This window comes from Gemella sp. 20925_1_85 (assembly GCF_041433735.1).
Taxonomy (GTDB): domain Bacteria; phylum Bacillota; class Bacilli; order Staphylococcales; family Gemellaceae; genus Gemella.
The window spans coordinates 12,022-28,548 of the sequence record NZ_JAPWCC010000020.1; the positions used below are offsets into that span (position 1 = coordinate 12,022).

Sequence of the window (16,527 nt, forward strand, 5' to 3'; positions counted from 1 at the left end):
ACACCTCTATACTAGCTCCTATTATATCAAAGAGTTAATACACTGTAAAACGTTTACATTTATAGCGCATGTATATTTAGTTCAATATAAAATAATATCACTAAAGAATCCTTTAAATTCCTTAGTGATATTTACTATATTATAATATTTTCGAGAAGAATTCTTTTGTTCTTTCTTCTTTTGGATTATCGAATATTTCCGATGGAGTTCCTTCTTCTAATACTACTCCCCCATCCATAAATATTACTTTATCAGCAACTTCTTTTGCGAAATTCATTTCGTGAGTAACTATTAGCATAGTTAATCCTTCTTCTGATAATTCTTTGATAACATCTAGTACTTCTTTTACCATCTCTGGATCTAGAGCACTAGTAGGCTCATCAAATAATAATACTTCTGGTGAATTAGCTAAGGCACGCGCGATTGCTACACGTTGTTTTTGCCCTCCCGAAAGACTATTTGGATAAACATCTTTTTTATCTTCTAATCCTACACGTTTTAGCAACTCAATTGCCTTTTTCTCAATATTTTCAGCAGTGTCGTCACCGAACGTTTTTGGAGCAAGTGTAATGTTTTCTAATACACTCATATTTGGGAATAAGTTAAAGTTTTGGAATACCATTCCAACTTTTTTTCTATATTTATTAATATTTTGTTTAGTAATATCTTCACCGTTGTATAAAATCTGTCCACTTGTAGGTGTTTCTAATAAGTTCACACAACGTAACGCCGTACTCTTACCACTACCACTTGAACCTAGAATTACGATTTTCTCCCCTTTTTCAACACTGATGTTTACACCTTTTAATACTTCTAATTTCCCGAATTTTTTATGTAAATCTTTTATTTCTAATAACAATTTCTTCACCTACTTCGTTAATTTTTTCTCTAAACGTTTTACCAATAGTGATAATATTGATGTAATTATAAAATATATTGCAGCAGCTACTAAGTATGGACCAAATGTTTGGTATGTAGCATTTTTTACAGTGTTTGCTGTAAACATTATATCTGCTACCCCTACAAAGTAAACTATTGAAGATTCTTTTACTAGTGAAATAAACTCATTACCTAAAGCTGGTAAACTATTTTTTAGAGCTTGTGGTAAAATGATTAATTTCATAGTTTGGAAATAACTTAATCCTAAAGAACGTCCTGCTTCCATTTGTCCTTTATCAATGGCTAAAATTCCTGAACGGAATATTTCACTAACATATGCTCCAGAGTTAATTGAAAGAGCAATTATCGCTGACATAAATGGTGTGAATGAAATACCGATTTCTGGTAGTGCAAAATAGATAATCATAATTTGTACTAGTATTGGTGTATTTCTAATTATTTCTACATATACTGCTGCAATTACATTAAGTACTTTAAAAGTACTAATTTTTGCTAAACATATTACAATTCCAAGTATTAATCCTACTAGTAAAGCTATAAGTGAAACTTTTAAAGTTGTTACCGTAGCTTCTAAATACGCTGTGTAATAATTTGGAAGAAAATCAAACATTCTATTTTATACCTCTCTTTTATTCGCTTTGTGCAGCAACTTTAGCATATTTATCAAGCTCTTTTTCAAATGCTTTTTGATCTTGAATTTCTTTAATTACTGCGTTAACTTGTTCTAATAATTCTTTGTTACTATCATTTTTTCCTTTTTTGAAGGCAATTGCCATACCAGTTGCTTCTGGATCGTTATCTGCAGTAAATGTACTAATTTTAATATCAGTGTATTTGTTCATTGCTATTTTTGCAACGTCGTCTGGAATTAATACTGCATCAATTTTTTTGTTTTTAAGATCTTGTAATAAGCTTGGTACGTCAGTTAAAGATTGGATATTTTTATCATCCATTTTTAGTTGTTCTTTAGCATAAGTCTCATATGTTGAACCTTTTTGAACACCGATCTTTTTATTTTTAAGATCATCTACTGATTTGATTTCTTCACTATCTTTATTTACTACGAAAATCCCTTTACTTGTGTAATAAACATCTGAGAAATCAACTGCTTTTTTTCTTTCCTCTGTTGGGTTAACTCCAGAGATTACCATGTCAACTTTATTAGCATTTAATGCTGCGATTAATGAATCGAATGCCATTTGTTGAATTTCAACTTGAACACCTAATTTTTTAGCAACTTGCTCTGCTAAGTAAATATCAGCACCAACAACTTTCTTATTACCATTTTCTGTTGTTAAAAACTCATACGGAGGATAGTCTGGAGAAACTCCTAATACTATTTTATTTTTCTCTTTAACTTCTTGTAATTTGTTTTTTGTGTTGCTACTTGAGCATGCTGTTAATGTAACTACTGTAATAATTGATGTAATGAATAATAGTAATTTTTTCATCGTCTTGTCTCCTTTTTTCTTTATTATATTATATAACTATAGAAAAGAACAAATTATAAATAAAAAAACTCCTTGCAGCTAGTTATCCTAGCTACAAAGAGACGAATTTTCGCGGTGCCACTCTTTTTGATATACTAAATCTAAGAAACATACAGTCCATGGTCTGTATATAGAGGCCCGATATAAATAAAAAAGTCTTTTTATAATTTCCTAAGAAACTATAAAAAGACGAAATCAATTCCGCGTTGCCACTTTTCTTGGTATTTAGCATACCCACTCAATCTCTTTAAGGCAGAGTTACCAATTATTTAATAATTGCCTAAAAAGTGCGTTCATCTAGAAAAATTACTAACCTCACACCAACGTTAGCTCGCTAAAAATTTTTTACCAAATTACTATTCTTTTCTAAGGTTTTAGTTTTATTGTTAATTATTTTACACCTTAAGTATTTTCTTGTCAAGTAAAAAATTATTATTTTTTAATTTTTTTAACTTATTTCATTTTTATGCATATTAAATAAAGAACTCAATGTTTGTCCCTTCATTGAGTTCTTTACTTATTTCTAAAAATTATTTATTTAATAGATTATACAATGTTTTAACATGTACTCCTGTAGCACCTTTTGGAAGGTATTTTTCAGCTTTTGATAGGTATGCAGTTCCAGCTATATCTAAGTGTACCCATGGAACATCATTTGCTACAAAGTTTTCGATAAATAATCCAGCAGTAATAGTTCCACCAAGTCTTCCACCTGTGTTTTTAACATCAGCAACAGAAGATTTATTTAATTCTCTAAAGCTGTCATCAGCTGGTAGTTGCCATACTCTTTCTCCCGCTTCTTTCGCAGCTTTACTTAATTCATTAAAGAATTCTTGGTTATTCGTTACTGCTCCAGTATAGAATTCTGCTAACGCCACTAAACATGCTCCTGTTAATGTCGCTAAATCAATTACTTTGCTAACTTTTAATTTTTCAGTAGCGTAGTATACTGAATCTGCTAAAGTAATACGCCCTTCTGCATCTGTATTTAATACTTCTACAGTTTTTCCTGAAAGTGTTGAAATTATATCACCTGGCTTATAAGAACCACCAGCTATCATGTTTTCACATGCACCAACAACTGCAATTACATTAGTTTTTAATTTTCTAGTCGCAACTAGTTTCATTGTTCCAATTACAGTTCCTGCACCACCCATATCACAGTGCATTATATCCATACTATTAGCTGTAGGTTTAATTGAGTAACCACCTGAATCATAAGTTACACCTTTACCTACTAATCCAACTACTTCGCTTTCCTCTGGATTATTTAAGTATTTCATAACAATAAACCTTGGTTTTCTATCTGATCCACGTCCTACTGCTAATAACCCTTTTAATCCTAGCTCTTCACATTGTTTTTCATCGTAAACTTCTACTTCAACACCTAATGCTGACAATTCCTTACTAGCAATATTAGCAAGAGTTTCTGGATATAAGTACTCTGCTCTTTCATTTACTAGATCACGTGAGAAGAATACTCCACTCATAATATCACGAGCTTCATTTACTATCTCTTCTAAATTCTCTATATTTTCTTCTGTAGATAAATTAATCGTTATTTCTGGAGATTCTTTTCTATCTGATTTATACTTATCAAATTTATAAGTTGCATGTAATGCACCTTCAACTGCAGCATTTACAAGCTTTTCAGTTGAAACACTCTCAACTTTAGGTAAAGTAACAGATACTTCTAATTCTTTGTTACTTTCTAATACTTTAACTAGTTTAAAGAATACTTCTCGTACCTTATCTTCTACTAGTTCCTCTTTTTTTCCTAATCCTAAAAGTATTTCCTTTTCTCCATTAAATGGTAGATTAGCGTATACTTCATTAAGTTTTCCAGAGAATAATTCTCTTTCTTTTGTATATTCTAATAACTTACTTTCGTAAGCTTCATTTTCAAATATTGGTGTTACTTTTACACCTGCTTGTTTATTAGTAAAAAATTTCATAATTTTCACCTCGTACTTTGTACGTCCTTTCTTATCTTATATTTTCTAAAATTTGTTTGGCTACTTCCTTAGCTTCCAATACCGTATTTTCTAGAGTTGTACCTTTTTTGGACTTCCCTATGATGAATACATTCGGATATTCTTTTTTCATATAGTCATTAAACTTGTTTATATTTTTATTATATTTCTTACAGCGAAATCTGTAATTATCTTTCACCTTACTTACGTAGTATCTACTTACTTTACCTATCATTCCATGGACTTTAGTCAATTCTTTTTCAATTATTTCGATTATTTCAGAATCACTTTTATCCATTAACTTTCTAACCGCTTCTTCTCTATTTATATAAGCTCTAACTATTTGTATACCACTCATTTTAATATCGATCCACTTATTACTTACGTACTCTAACTTTGTCACATATTCACTATCATCTTTCGGAAAAATTATTTCTCCAATTTCACGATTAATATGTAATTCATCTCTCTTATAAACAAGCGTGACCACTATGTTAGAAACATAGTTCATATCTGAATAAAATTCAGTAATTTTTTCATCTCCATTAAACCACGGTAAAAAATTCTTTTGATTTAGTGTAACTATTACATAGTCATAATAATATATACTACCATTTGAATGAACTAGATACTTATCACCTTTTTTTTCTATTTTTTCAACCTTACGGTTTAACTCTAAAAATACTTTATCTGAAAAATTCGATTCTAGAGTCTCTATAAATGATTTTAAAGTGAATTTTAGTCTATATTCTGAACCTACAGTAATATTATCTATAACGTTCCTGTCATACATATCTTCTAAAATTTTATTAATATCTTCTTTTTGAATTGTTAAAAATGATAGTTCCGGCATTAAACTTACCATACTCTGCTTAGAAATATCACTCGCATAATGACTTGTCAGTAAAGGCTCAATTAGCTTATCATAAATTTTTTCATTAATTATGGCTTTAAAAAATTCTTCAACTGTCAATTCCTTTATATCTTCATCTTCTAAAGTATTATACATATTGTACATAATAGATAGTTTTTCTTTAAAAGTGAATAAATCTGACAATAACAACTCTCTTTTATCTAAAGGTACCCCGTAAAGTATTTTTTCTGGCAGATATTTAATACCTTCTTTTGTAAAGAATACTTTTTTTGTCATACCACTTTTGATTAGATACCTATGTAGACCTAGTTCAATCATTAAGTAAAATAGTACACCTTGTTCGCTAATTGAATTATGCCATCCATTATCATAAATTTCCTGACCTAACTGAAATTTCCCGAACCTATCATTAGCAAATTCTAGATCTCTTTCAATTAAATCAATATTGAACTTCCTTGAGTTTACCCCTGAGAATTTATCTAGAAAATAAGCACAGCTCACTCCTGATAAATCTCCTCCTATTATTGCTATGTTTTTCATAATATTACCTTCTATTTTACTTTTTCAATAAAAATCTTGGCTATAATATTAGCTACAACTACTGATGCAATAATTATAATTATTGTCATTCCTTCAAAATTACTAAATAAAATTGCAAATAATGCAAGTAATATTGTAGTTATTAACATTACAACAGTTAATAATTTCTTAAAGCTACCTATTTTAATACTTTCATCAACTGGTAATATACTATGCCAAATATTATTACTCATCTGTTTATATAAAGGAACAAGCTGTATAATAGTTAAATAACTATAAGATATTATAGCTACTGCACTAACATAAGGATTTTTAAAACTAAAAATTATTAAACCTGATAATAGCATAAGTCTTAAAGCTAAAAATACTGTATTTTCCTGTCTTAAGAAGACTCTATAATAATAATATTTAAAGCTGTTTTCTTTATTGAAATTGTCTTTAGTTAATTTAGGTAATAATGCATCAAAATATTTTCTTCTAGCTACTTTTACTCCACTTAATGGAACATCTACAAACATATTCACGAATTTTAAGTAACTTTCTATACGATGTTTATCATACTCAGCCGCTTCATTCCATTTTACAACTAGCTTTTCTTGATCTTCTGAATTCTTTGAGCCCGTAGAATTCTTAATAACATAATATGAGCAGAATGCCAAGCCAATTATACCAGCTATATCAGCTATATAAATATAAGTATTAATTATGAATACTGCAATTATCTGTATAAAAGTCACTATAAATTGTAAAATTTTAATCCAAATAATTTCTTTATAATGAATAACTTGAACGTATTTTAATAAATTGTTTATTACAATTACCATAAGCAGTAAGCATATAGATAATTTATCAACACTACCTATAATACTAGTAATAGGTTTAACCGCAAAATAAAAGATGATAAACGCTATAATATGCACTACTGATACATTAATAACAGTTTTTCTACCAACGTTTTTATAATACTTCTCTAGTGGTAATAAAAACACTGCATCTGCTTCTTTTATATACGTTTTAATCTTTGTACTTATCAAATAGTAACTAAATGCTAATGATGCAGCAATAAATACTGAGTATAATTCGAATTGGCTAGCTATAGCTATCCATTTAGAATAATTAATCAATGCTGCTCCTAACACAATAATAAGAAACATTATTAGGTGCGAATTAAAAATATACTTACTATAGGTTAGTTTTAGCTCCTGCTCTTTCTTGCGTCTATCCGCAAAGATATTCTCAATATTACTCATCACTATCTCTCACTGTTAATGATAGATAAATTTCATCTAAAGACGCACCTGCCATATTAAATTCGGCCCTTAGTTGTTCTAGATTACCATTCGCTAGTATTTTTCCTTCGTGAATAATAACAAAGTTATCGCAATACTTTTCTGCTGTAGCTAGTATGTGTGTAGACATTAATAAACTAGCTCCATTATCTCTTCTTTCACACATTAAATTAATTAAGTCATTAATTGCGATCGGATCAAGTCCTAAAAACGGCTCATCAATTATATATAAATTTGGTTCTACTAAAAATGCACAGATAATCATTACTTTTTGTTTCATACCTTTTGAAAAGTGTACTGGGAAAAATTTCTTCTTATCACTTAATTTAAACAGCTCTAGTAATTTATCCGCTTTTTTCCACGTATCTTCCATATTTAATCCATAAGCCATTGCTGTAAGATTTATATGTTCTTCTAGTGTTAATTCTTCATACAAAACAGGTGACTCTGGAATATAACTTATACTCTTTCTGTATTTTTCATTGTCACGAGTAATTGTAATACCATTAACCTTGATTTCACCTTCCATAGGTCTAAGTAATCCCAATATATGTTTAATTGTAGTACTTTTACCAGCTCCATTAAGACCAATTAGCGCGGTTATACTACCTTTAGGTATTTGTATATTGATATTATCTATAATCTTTCTACGATTATATCCACCACCAAGATTACTAATTTCTAATACATTAGTCATTGTGCTTATCTCCTCTTTTTAACTTTTCTAATATTTCATCAATTTGTTGAAATGTGTCTTCTTTTCTATAACTATTATTTATAACAAAATCACCTAATGATGCTTTTTCCTGTGGACTCATTTGACTTTCTATACGCTTAAGAGCCTCTTCTTTTGATAAAGAGTTTCGTGTCATTAATCTTTCTAATTGTACATCTTTATCTATATATACAACTGCTACTTTTTCTACCAAGTCTACAAAATTCGCTTCATACAGCAACGCTATATCTAAAAAGACCAGATCTTCATCTTTATGATCATCTTGTAATTTTAAAATTAATTCTTTAATTTTAGGATGAATAATATTATTTAGTTTTTTTAAATTATTATCATTTCCAAAAACTAACTTACCTAATTTTTCTCGACTTATTTCATTATTTTCTAAAATTTCATCACCGAATTTTTCAGCTAGTTTTCTTTTTACATCATTGCTAGTAAGTGTAACATGTCCAAGTTTATCAGCATCGATAATGGTATAACCCTTTTCTTTTAAATAATCTGATACAGTGCTTTTCCCACATGCTATACTACCTGTAATTCCAATATTCAAATTATCATCTCCATTAAATTACTTAAATACAATTTTATCATAAACTGCAAGCATTTACCATACTTTAAAAACTATTCAATTCTATAATATATATACATAAATATTAATACACTGTAAAAGAAAAAGATTAACAAGTTTATAACTCATTAATCTTTTTTCAATATTAATTATCCTTTATATGGATGTATATCCATTTCTTCTAGTTTAACAAATTTTTTCTTTGTTACTATTTTAAATACTATATACATTACTACACCTATAGCCGGACAAACTAAGTTATACGACATTTTCACAAAACCACCTGTTGCATAATCAGATACTAATTGTAGTAATATTATTGTTGCAAAAGAAAATAGTGCAATGTATGATCCTACAACACCTGTTTTAGATGTGTAAGGAAGAACATCTTCAGCTTTTTTCCCTTGTTTCACAATCGCTCTTCTCAAACGAATTTGAGATATTAGAGAAACCATCCAAATTATCATTACTATAATACCAACCATAGAAAGTAGCATGTAGTAACCACTTGGATTTAATCTTTCAAAAATGAAACATAAAACCATAAACACCGCTGAGAAAGTTAACGCAAATACTGGTACTGAATTAGTATTTAATTTTTTAAATGCTTTAGGACCGTAATTATGTGAACTTAATGAAAATAGCTGTCTACTAGAAACATACATACCTGAGTTGGCTGCTGATAAAACTGATGTTAAAATTACAGCATTCATAATAACTGCCGCCACTTCTAAACCAATATTTTGGAATACAATTGTGAATGGAGAGGCTGTTACATTATTTGTGTCTAATAATCTAGGATCATTTGCTGATACTATTGAAGAAATTATTAACATTGTAGCTATGTAAAATATTAATATTCTCCAGAAAACTTGTCTAACTGCTTTAGGCATTGTCTCTTTAGGATTTGGAGATTCTCCTGCGGTAACTGCTACAACTTCTGTTCCTCCAAATGAGAATGCTGCAGTTGAAAGAACACCAAATAGTCCCAACACACCTGCGCTACTTGTTTTATCACCATTTTGAATAAATGTATGAATACCAGCTTCACTATTCCCAGTAGCTCCAAAGATGATTGCAGCTCCTACTATTAAGAATGCGACAACTGTCATAACTTTTATTATTGTTATCCAATACTCTACTTCACCGAATACTTTTACACTTACTAAGTTTAATAAATACAATAATACTAAAAATACAATACAAATCGAAAATGTTGAAAATTGTCTAAAGAATTCCCAGTAATGTAATATTTTCGATAATGTTATTATATCAACACTTGCTACTAAAATCCAAAGTATCCAGAACAACCAACCCACTCCAAATCCAACACCTGGATCTATAAATCTAGTTGCATATGCTCCGAATGAACCTGAAACTGGATAAAATGTTGCTAATTCTCCTATAGAAGCCATTAAAAAGTATATAATAACTCCAATTAATGCATATGTTAAAACTGCTCCATAAGAACCTGCTTTACTAACTACTGCACCACTAGCCATAAATAATCCCGTACCTATACATCCACCTATAGCTATCATACTAATATGACGAGCTTGCAGTTTTCTTTCCATCTTTGAATCTGCCATTATTTTCATCCTTTCATTAATTAATTATATAAGTATAGATTATACAAGATTTATTACAATTTGTAAATAAATTTTCAGACTTTTTTCAATAATTTTTTTCAATTTTTATTTTATAAATTTAGTTGTGCTTTTTTGAAAATGATATCACCTATCAACTATAGAATTTTATTTTTATATTTTGAAATATAATATATTTATTAAAATGGTTATACATATATCATTTTAGATTAGTTAATTATAAAATATTTATTATATATTTTATATAAATTTATTTTTAACGTATCTTTTTAAGGAGTATATAGAAAGCATTTACAGAATTATTCTTTGTGGTATAATTTTTGTATAAAAATATATTAGATATATTAATGTTAGGAGGCATTATTATGACAACATTTTACAACGAAGCTAGGGAGTTTGCAAAAAAATATATAGATCCTATTGCAAAAGAAATAGACGAGCAAGAAAGATTTCCTGAAGAAGTGTTTAAAGAATTAGGAAAAGCAGGATATTTCAAACTTATGATTCCAACTGAACTTGGTGGATTAGGAAAAGATATGCAAGAACATGCAGATGCTTGCCGTGCCTTTGCTAAATCAAGCGCTACAGTAGGGCTATGTTATATGATGCATAATGTTGCACTAAACTGTGTTCTCTCTTATGCTGACGATAATCTAAAATCAAAAATTTGCAGAGACATTGTTGAAAATGAAAAATTCATGGCGCTTGCATACAGCGAATTAGGAACTGGGACACACTTCTATATCTCAGATGTAAAAACTGAATTTAAAGATAATTCAGTAGTATTTAACGGACTAAAAAGTATGGTGACTTCTGCAGAATTTGCATCTTATTACCTTGTTCTTACTCCTTCTGATGTTGAAGGTGGAATTGACAACTGGGTGTTTCCACTAGGTAGCAAAGGTCTTGAATTCAAACCTTCTACTTGGCATGGTCTAGGAATGCGTGGTAATGTTTCTTGCCAAATGGCAATTAACAATGTTGAGTTAAATAAAGAATTACGTATTGGTCAAGCTGGATCAGGAGTTGACCAAGTATTTACTATTGTTGCAACATACTTTATCACTGGTCTAGCTGCTGTCTATAGTGGTCTTTGCGAAGCAATTCTAGAAGAAGCTGTGGCACATACTACTAATAGAAAATATCCTGATGGAAAATCTCTAAGTGAAATTGAAACCGTACAAATTCATCTAGCTAAAATCTATAGCCAAACTAATGCAGCAGTTCTTGGAACAAACGAAGCAGCTCGTAGTTTCTTAAATAAAGATGCTGATATGCTAGCTAAAATCTTATCAGCTAGAATATTTGCTAGTGAAGCTGCTATTGAATTAGCTCGTCTTGGAATGCGTGTTGGTGGTGGTAAAGCATATAACCGTGTTGGAAATATGGAACGCTATCTAAGAGATGCATTCGCAAGTCATATTATGGCACCTAGTGTTGACGTGCTTACTATCTGGTTAGGAAAAGCTATCACAGGTCAACAATTACCATAGAATTTAACTATAAGTTTTAATAGTTCGTATTTTCATAATATGTAGTAATATCCATATTATAGTTATATTGATATATAAATTCAGATCATATTAAAGGGACTATTTATAATATTATTTGCTTTTAAGTATTTAAAATTTTAAATGGTTCCTTTTTCTTAAGGAGAACATTATGAATAATTTTTATAAAGATGCTAAAGAATTTGCTATAACTAATATTAAACCATATGCTAAAGAAACAGATAATAATGGAGAATTCCCTAAAGTAATATTTGAAAAAATTAAAAATGCTGGTTATTTTAGTCTTTTAGTCCCTAAAGAGTTTGGTGGTAAAGGACTAACTCTTGTAGAACATGAATCAGTATGTAGAGCATTCTCTGAATACTCTTCATCAGTTGGCTTATGCTATATGATGCATAATGTTGGATTAGTAACAATTTTAGATCATGGTAGTGACAAATTAAAAAAAGAAATTTGTGAAGCTGTGGTAGATAATAAAAAAATGCTAGCATTGGCATACAGCGAGAGTGGAACTGGTACTAATTTTATGAATACAACAGAAATAACTGTTGATTATCAGAAAGACTTTGCAACATTTAATGGTAAGAAAAGTATGGTTACATCTGGTAATTATGCGGATTACTATGTAACTTTAGTTCCGTATAAAACTGCTGGCGAAACTGAACAATGGCTATTCCCTCTTGGTTCTAATGGACTAATTTTTGCTGAAAACACCTGGAATGGTTTAGGTATGCGTTCAAATGTCTCATGTGAAATGCTCATGAATAATCTTAAACTAGATTATCATTATAGAATCGGAGCTGAAGGTAAAGGAAATGAACAGGCTCAAAGTCCTGTCCCATTCTTTATTAATGGACTTGCTGCAGTTTACAGTGGACTTAGTCAAGCTATTCTAGATGAAGCTGTTAATCACACAACAAATAGAAAATATCCCGATGGTAAATCTTTAAGCGATATAGAAACTGTTCAATTACATTTAGCAGAAATCTTTAAAAATACAAAAGCATCTATCTTATTATCTAAAAACGCTGCGGAAAGCTTTGTTAATGGCGAAGTAGATGCATTCCTTAATATTGTTTCAGCAAGAGCATTTTCTTGCGATAAAGTAATTGAGAATGCAAGACTTGGTATGCGTTTAGGCGGTGGTAAGGCTTATAATTGTCACGGAAATATGGAGCGATTCTTACGTGATTCATTAGCAGGACAAGTTATGGCACCTGGTCTTGACTTCTTAAATATTTTAACCGGCCAATTAGTAACAAACAAATAAATAAATTAATTAATGAAACGAGGTATATTATTATGACAAAATTAAAAGTTGGAGCTGTTATTTATGATCCTAAGGTTACTGTAATTTGGGGAATTATTGCAAAATTTTTTGAAGATGAAAACTTCCCTATCGAACCAGTTTATTACAAAGATTACAAAGGTCAAGTTGACGGTTTATTAGCTAAAGAAATTGATGTAGCTTGGAATTCTCCTTTAGCATGGTTAGATACTCACCTACGCACTAACGGAAATGCGTTAAATGGTTCTATGCGTGATACTGACCGCAATCGTAGTTCATATTTAGTAGTAAAAGCTAATAGTAACATAAATTCTATTGAAGACTTAAAAGATAAAACAATTGGATTCGGTGCAATTGATTCGCCACAAGCCAGATTAATTCCTATTAACCATCTTCACAAACTTGGTTTAAAATTTGGAAAAGATTATACTGAAAAACGATTTGATATCGGTGTTGGGCTTCATGGTGACCATGTTGGTGGAGAACTTGATTCAGCAATTGCTTTAAAAAATGATGAAGTAGTTGCTACGTGGATGTTAGATTTAAACTATAATGCATGGATTGCAGATGGAACTCTAGATAAAAATCAGGTGAAAGTTTTATCAAAAACAGATTTCTTTGATCACTGTATCTTCTCAGGACATCCAGAATTAGACGTAGCTCGTTTTGAAAAATTCATAGAAGTATTACATAAAATGGATTACAGTAATCCTGAGCATAAAGAAATGATGGATATGGAAGGGTTAAAAGAATGGATTCCTGGTCGTACTTCTGGATTTAAACAACTTACTGAAGCCAATGAATATTTAGATTTTTTTAAAGAGTTTCATGGTGAATAATTATGACTAATTCATCTTTCTTAGTTTCTCTTCTAGGCAGTATGCCTCGTAGTAAAAAACTATTAACCGCAAAACGAAAATTAAATAAAGGAAATATCGACTTAAAAACATATCAAGAAATCTTAGATGAAGAAACAAAATATGTAGTTGAACTTCAAGAAAATAATTATATTGATATAATAACTAGCGGTGAACTAAACCGAGACAATTATGTTTCATTTATTGCTGAACGTTTAGACGGTGTTACAATGATGAGTATGGCTGATATGTTTGACTATATTGAGGATAAGCAGGGCTTTGAACAAATATTAGAAATACTAGACGTTCCTGCAATTAGTATAAAAAATGCAATTTGTACTGGAAAAGTAAAATATAATAAACCTTTGGTTGCTGATGAAATGATTGAACTAAAAAAACTAACCGATAAGAAGATCAAAGCAACATTACCAGGTCCCTATTTAATAACTAGATCTATGTGGTTACCTGCTCTATCAAAACAATATTACGATAACAAGGATTCTCTAGGTGAAGATATTATTAAAGTATTAAAAGAAGAGATTGATTCATTAGCAAAAATAGGTATCGATGTAGTTCAATTTGATGAACCTGTATTAACCGAAGTAGTGTTTTCTGAAGGGAAAACAAGATCATTTATGTGTGCGGCACTATCCGAAAAAAAAGATCCTACTGAAGAATTAAAATTTGCTACTAAATTAATCAAATCTGTAATAGATTATTCTAAAGAAAAAGGAATATTAGTTTCTCTTCATGTATGTCGTGGTAATTGGAGTCGTGATGAAAGTATTCTCCTTACTGGACCTTATACTCCACTACTTCCACTATTCGAAGAAACTCTTCCTAATATACTTACATTAGAGTTTTCTACTCCTCGCGCTGGAGAAATATCTTCATTATTCAGTAGTACTTTAATAAAGGATAATTGCATACTAGGATTAGGTGTTATGAATCCAAGAACAGACGAGATAGAACCATTAGAAGATATCCTTAATCGTGTAGAAGAAGTTATGCAATATATCCCTAAAGAAAGAATTTGGTTAAATCCTGACTGCGGTTTTGCTACATTTGCAAATAGACCAGTAAGTACAATGGAGATAATTAATAAAAAATTAGCTCGTCTAAATGAGGCTAAAAACACATTGAGGCAGCTATATGACTAATTTATACGAATCAAATAATTATGACCTTAGTTTTAGAGGAATTTTAACTAATAATAATTTTAAATTATATACTAATAATGATACTATTTTAGTTTCAAGTGATATTAACTTTGATATTAATGCAGATTATAGAAGTAGCATAAATTATTTAGCATCTTCAATATTAGGTGGTATAGCCCATACCATAATAAACGAAAGTAAATATTCTAATATTGATATTGAAGAACTTGAGGGGAAAATTCATCTAGTATTAAAAAATCCTCTAACCCTATTAAATGTTAGAGGTTATAATGAAGAACCAAAAATTGATAGTTGTATAATCACATACTATTTATATGCTGATATTGATGAAACAAATCTTATAGAATTTTGTAATTTATCACTAAAAAAATCCTTTATTTACAATACACTAAAAAATGTAGTAAATTTTAAAATAAAATTTATTCTAATTGATTAGATGATAGGGAGTTATTCAAAAATCATGATTTCAGAATAACAGAAATCGATTTTGTAGAATCACTCCCAATCGTTTTATATGTGTATATATTTTTAGTCTACTTTCTCATCGGTTAGAACAAATAAAAAAAGAAAAATCGAGTAATTCCCGATTTTTCTTTTTTATTTATTAGATTTCTCTTCTTGTTCTTCTTCTTGGACGTGGGTACATTTCTTGTTCTACTTCGTTTTTACCGTATCCACTTGTGAATGAGCTAGCTTCTGGTTGCGCTGGACGTTGTGCTAAGATATCTCTTTCAACACTCACTCCATCTTCTTCAAATCCAGTAGCGATTACTGTAACGATGATTTCATCAGTTTTTTCTAGCTCTTCGTTAAATACTGTACCGAAGATCATGTTTACTTCATCATCACTAGCTTCTTGAACGATACTTGCAGCTGCTTGAGCTTCAAATAAACTTAATGATGGTCCACCAGTGATATTTAATAACACACCTTTTGCTCCAACGATAGAAGTTTCTAATAATGGAGATGAAATAGCTTTTTTAGCTGCTTCGATAGCTCTGTTTTCACCTGAAGCTACACCGATACCCATTAATGCTGAACCTTGGTCAGCCATGATAGCTTTAACATCAGCGAAGTCAAGGTTAACTGTACCAGATACGTTAATTAAGTCAGAAATACCTTGTACCCCTTGACGTAATACGTTATCAGCTTCAACGAATGCTTGCATCATTGGAGTAGATTTATCAACGATATCTAATAATCTATCGTTAGGAATAACGATAAGTGTATCTACTGCACCTTTAAGTGAGTTAATTCCTGCTGTAGATTGTACTTGACGTTTTTTACCTTCAAAGTTGAATGGACGAGTAACAACACCTACTGTTAATGCTCCTAATTCTTTAGCAATACCTGCTACGATTGGAGCGGCACCAGTACCAGTTCCTCCACCCATACCAGAAGTAACGAACACCATGTCTGCTCCTTCTAGTGCTTCTTCAATTTTATCTTTAGTTTCTTCAGCTGCTTTACGTCCTACTTCTGGATTAGCTCCAGCACCAAGACCTTTAGTTAATTTTTCACCGATTTGAATTCTTACGTCTGCTTTAGAACGTTTTAATGCTTGAGCATCTGTATTAACTGCGATAAATTCAACGTTTTGAATTCCACTTTCTACCATTCGGTCAACGGCGTTACCACCACCGCCACCAACACCTACTACTTTAATTACTGCTGATTGATCAAATTCTTCAAACATTCTTTATTTCCTCCTGA

The 16,527-nt window shown here is 30.4% G+C and carries 15 protein-coding genes and 1 other annotated feature; of the genes, 5 read left to right on the forward strand and 10 right to left on the reverse strand.

From position 1 onward, the window contains the following. Positions 1-139: 139 nt before the first annotated feature. From O3884_RS06690 to O3884_RS06730, 9 genes are all read right to left on the reverse strand, one after another. Positions 140-859, reverse strand: coding sequence for an amino acid ABC transporter ATP-binding protein (locus O3884_RS06690; protein WP_060914364.1), 720 nt, complete (start codon positions 857-859; stop codon positions 140-142). A 9-nt stretch (positions 860-868) separates the two neighbouring features. Next, positions 869-1,510: an amino acid ABC transporter permease gene (locus tag O3884_RS06695; RefSeq protein ID WP_060914363.1), complete on the reverse strand. Its 642-nt coding sequence runs from the start codon at positions 1,508-1,510 to the stop codon at positions 869-871. 19 nt (positions 1,511-1,529) lie between these two features. Then, positions 1,530-2,351 (reverse strand): transporter substrate-binding domain-containing protein, encoded by an 822-nt coding sequence (locus O3884_RS06700; RefSeq protein WP_371452558.1) that lies wholly within the window; start codon positions 2,349-2,351, stop codon positions 1,530-1,532. A gap of 221 nt (positions 2,352-2,572) precedes the next feature. Then, positions 2,573-2,768 (reverse strand) — a binding site (T-box leader). A gap of 152 nt (positions 2,769-2,920) precedes the next feature. Next, complete coding sequence (locus tag O3884_RS06705) at positions 2,921-4,345, reverse strand: leucyl aminopeptidase (RefSeq protein WP_371452559.1); 1,425 nt, start codon at positions 4,343-4,345, stop codon at positions 2,921-2,923. A gap of 31 nt (positions 4,346-4,376) precedes the next feature. Next, positions 4,377-5,777 carry a protoporphyrinogen/coproporphyrinogen oxidase gene (locus O3884_RS06710; RefSeq protein WP_371452560.1) on the reverse strand — a complete coding sequence of 467 codons (1,401 nt, stop codon included), beginning with the start codon at positions 5,775-5,777 and terminating at the stop codon, positions 4,377-4,379. Between the two features lie 11 nt (positions 5,778-5,788). After that, complete coding sequence (locus O3884_RS06715; RefSeq protein ID WP_371452561.1) at positions 5,789-7,027, reverse strand: ABC transporter permease; 1,239 nt, start codon at positions 7,025-7,027, stop codon at positions 5,789-5,791. After that, positions 7,020-7,763 carry an ABC transporter ATP-binding protein gene (locus tag O3884_RS06720; RefSeq protein WP_371452562.1) on the reverse strand — a complete coding sequence of 248 codons (744 nt, stop codon included), beginning with the start codon at positions 7,761-7,763 and terminating at the stop codon, positions 7,020-7,022. Before O3884_RS06720 ends, O3884_RS06715 begins: the two co-directional genes overlap by 8 nt. Next, complete coding sequence (gene coaE, locus O3884_RS06725) at positions 7,756-8,352, reverse strand: dephospho-CoA kinase (RefSeq protein ID WP_371452563.1); 597 nt, start codon at positions 8,350-8,352, stop codon at positions 7,756-7,758. The genes O3884_RS06720 and coaE overlap by 8 nt, the downstream gene beginning before the upstream one ends. Before the next feature lie 167 nt (positions 8,353-8,519). Further along, positions 8,520-9,959, reverse strand: a complete 1,440-nt coding sequence (locus O3884_RS06730; RefSeq protein WP_371452564.1) for an amino acid permease — start codon at positions 9,957-9,959, stop codon at positions 8,520-8,522. Between the two features lie 383 nt (positions 9,960-10,342). Here O3884_RS06730 and O3884_RS06735 point away from each other — a divergent pair, with 383 nt between their 5' ends. The 5 genes from O3884_RS06735 to O3884_RS06755 all read left to right on the forward strand — a co-directional run bounded on the left by O3884_RS06735 (position 10,343) and on the right by O3884_RS06755 (position 15,250). Beyond that, positions 10,343-11,470 (forward strand): acyl-CoA dehydrogenase family protein, encoded by a 1,128-nt coding sequence (locus O3884_RS06735; RefSeq protein ID WP_371452565.1) that lies wholly within the window; start codon positions 10,343-10,345, stop codon positions 11,468-11,470. Between the two features lie 169 nt (positions 11,471-11,639). Beyond that, positions 11,640-12,758 carry an acyl-CoA dehydrogenase family protein gene (locus O3884_RS06740; protein ID WP_371452566.1) on the forward strand — a complete coding sequence of 373 codons (1,119 nt, stop codon included), beginning with the start codon at positions 11,640-11,642 and terminating at the stop codon, positions 12,756-12,758. Between the two features lie 32 nt (positions 12,759-12,790). Then, the gene (locus tag O3884_RS06745; RefSeq protein ID WP_371452567.1) at positions 12,791-13,615 is read left to right on the forward strand and encodes a phosphate/phosphite/phosphonate ABC transporter substrate-binding protein; all 825 of its coding nucleotides are present in this window, start codon (positions 12,791-12,793) and stop codon (positions 13,613-13,615) included. Positions 13,616-13,617: 2 nt separating this feature from the next. Beyond that, a complete protein-coding gene (locus tag O3884_RS06750; RefSeq protein WP_371452568.1) occupies positions 13,618-14,793 on the forward strand; it encodes a 5-methyltetrahydropteroyltriglutamate--homocysteine methyltransferase in 1,176 nt (391 codons plus the stop codon). Continuing rightward, positions 14,786-15,250, forward strand: a complete 465-nt coding sequence (locus O3884_RS06755; RefSeq protein ID WP_371452569.1) for an OsmC family protein — start codon at positions 14,786-14,788, stop codon at positions 15,248-15,250. The genes O3884_RS06750 and O3884_RS06755 overlap by 8 nt, the downstream gene beginning before the upstream one ends. A 168-nt stretch (positions 15,251-15,418) precedes the next feature. On the opposite strand, the gene ftsZ is transcribed toward O3884_RS06755, so the two are convergent. Continuing rightward, a complete protein-coding gene (gene ftsZ / locus O3884_RS06760) occupies positions 15,419-16,510 on the reverse strand; it encodes a cell division protein FtsZ (RefSeq protein WP_003143912.1) in 1,092 nt (363 codons plus the stop codon). Between the last annotated feature and the right edge of the window lie 17 nt (positions 16,511-16,527).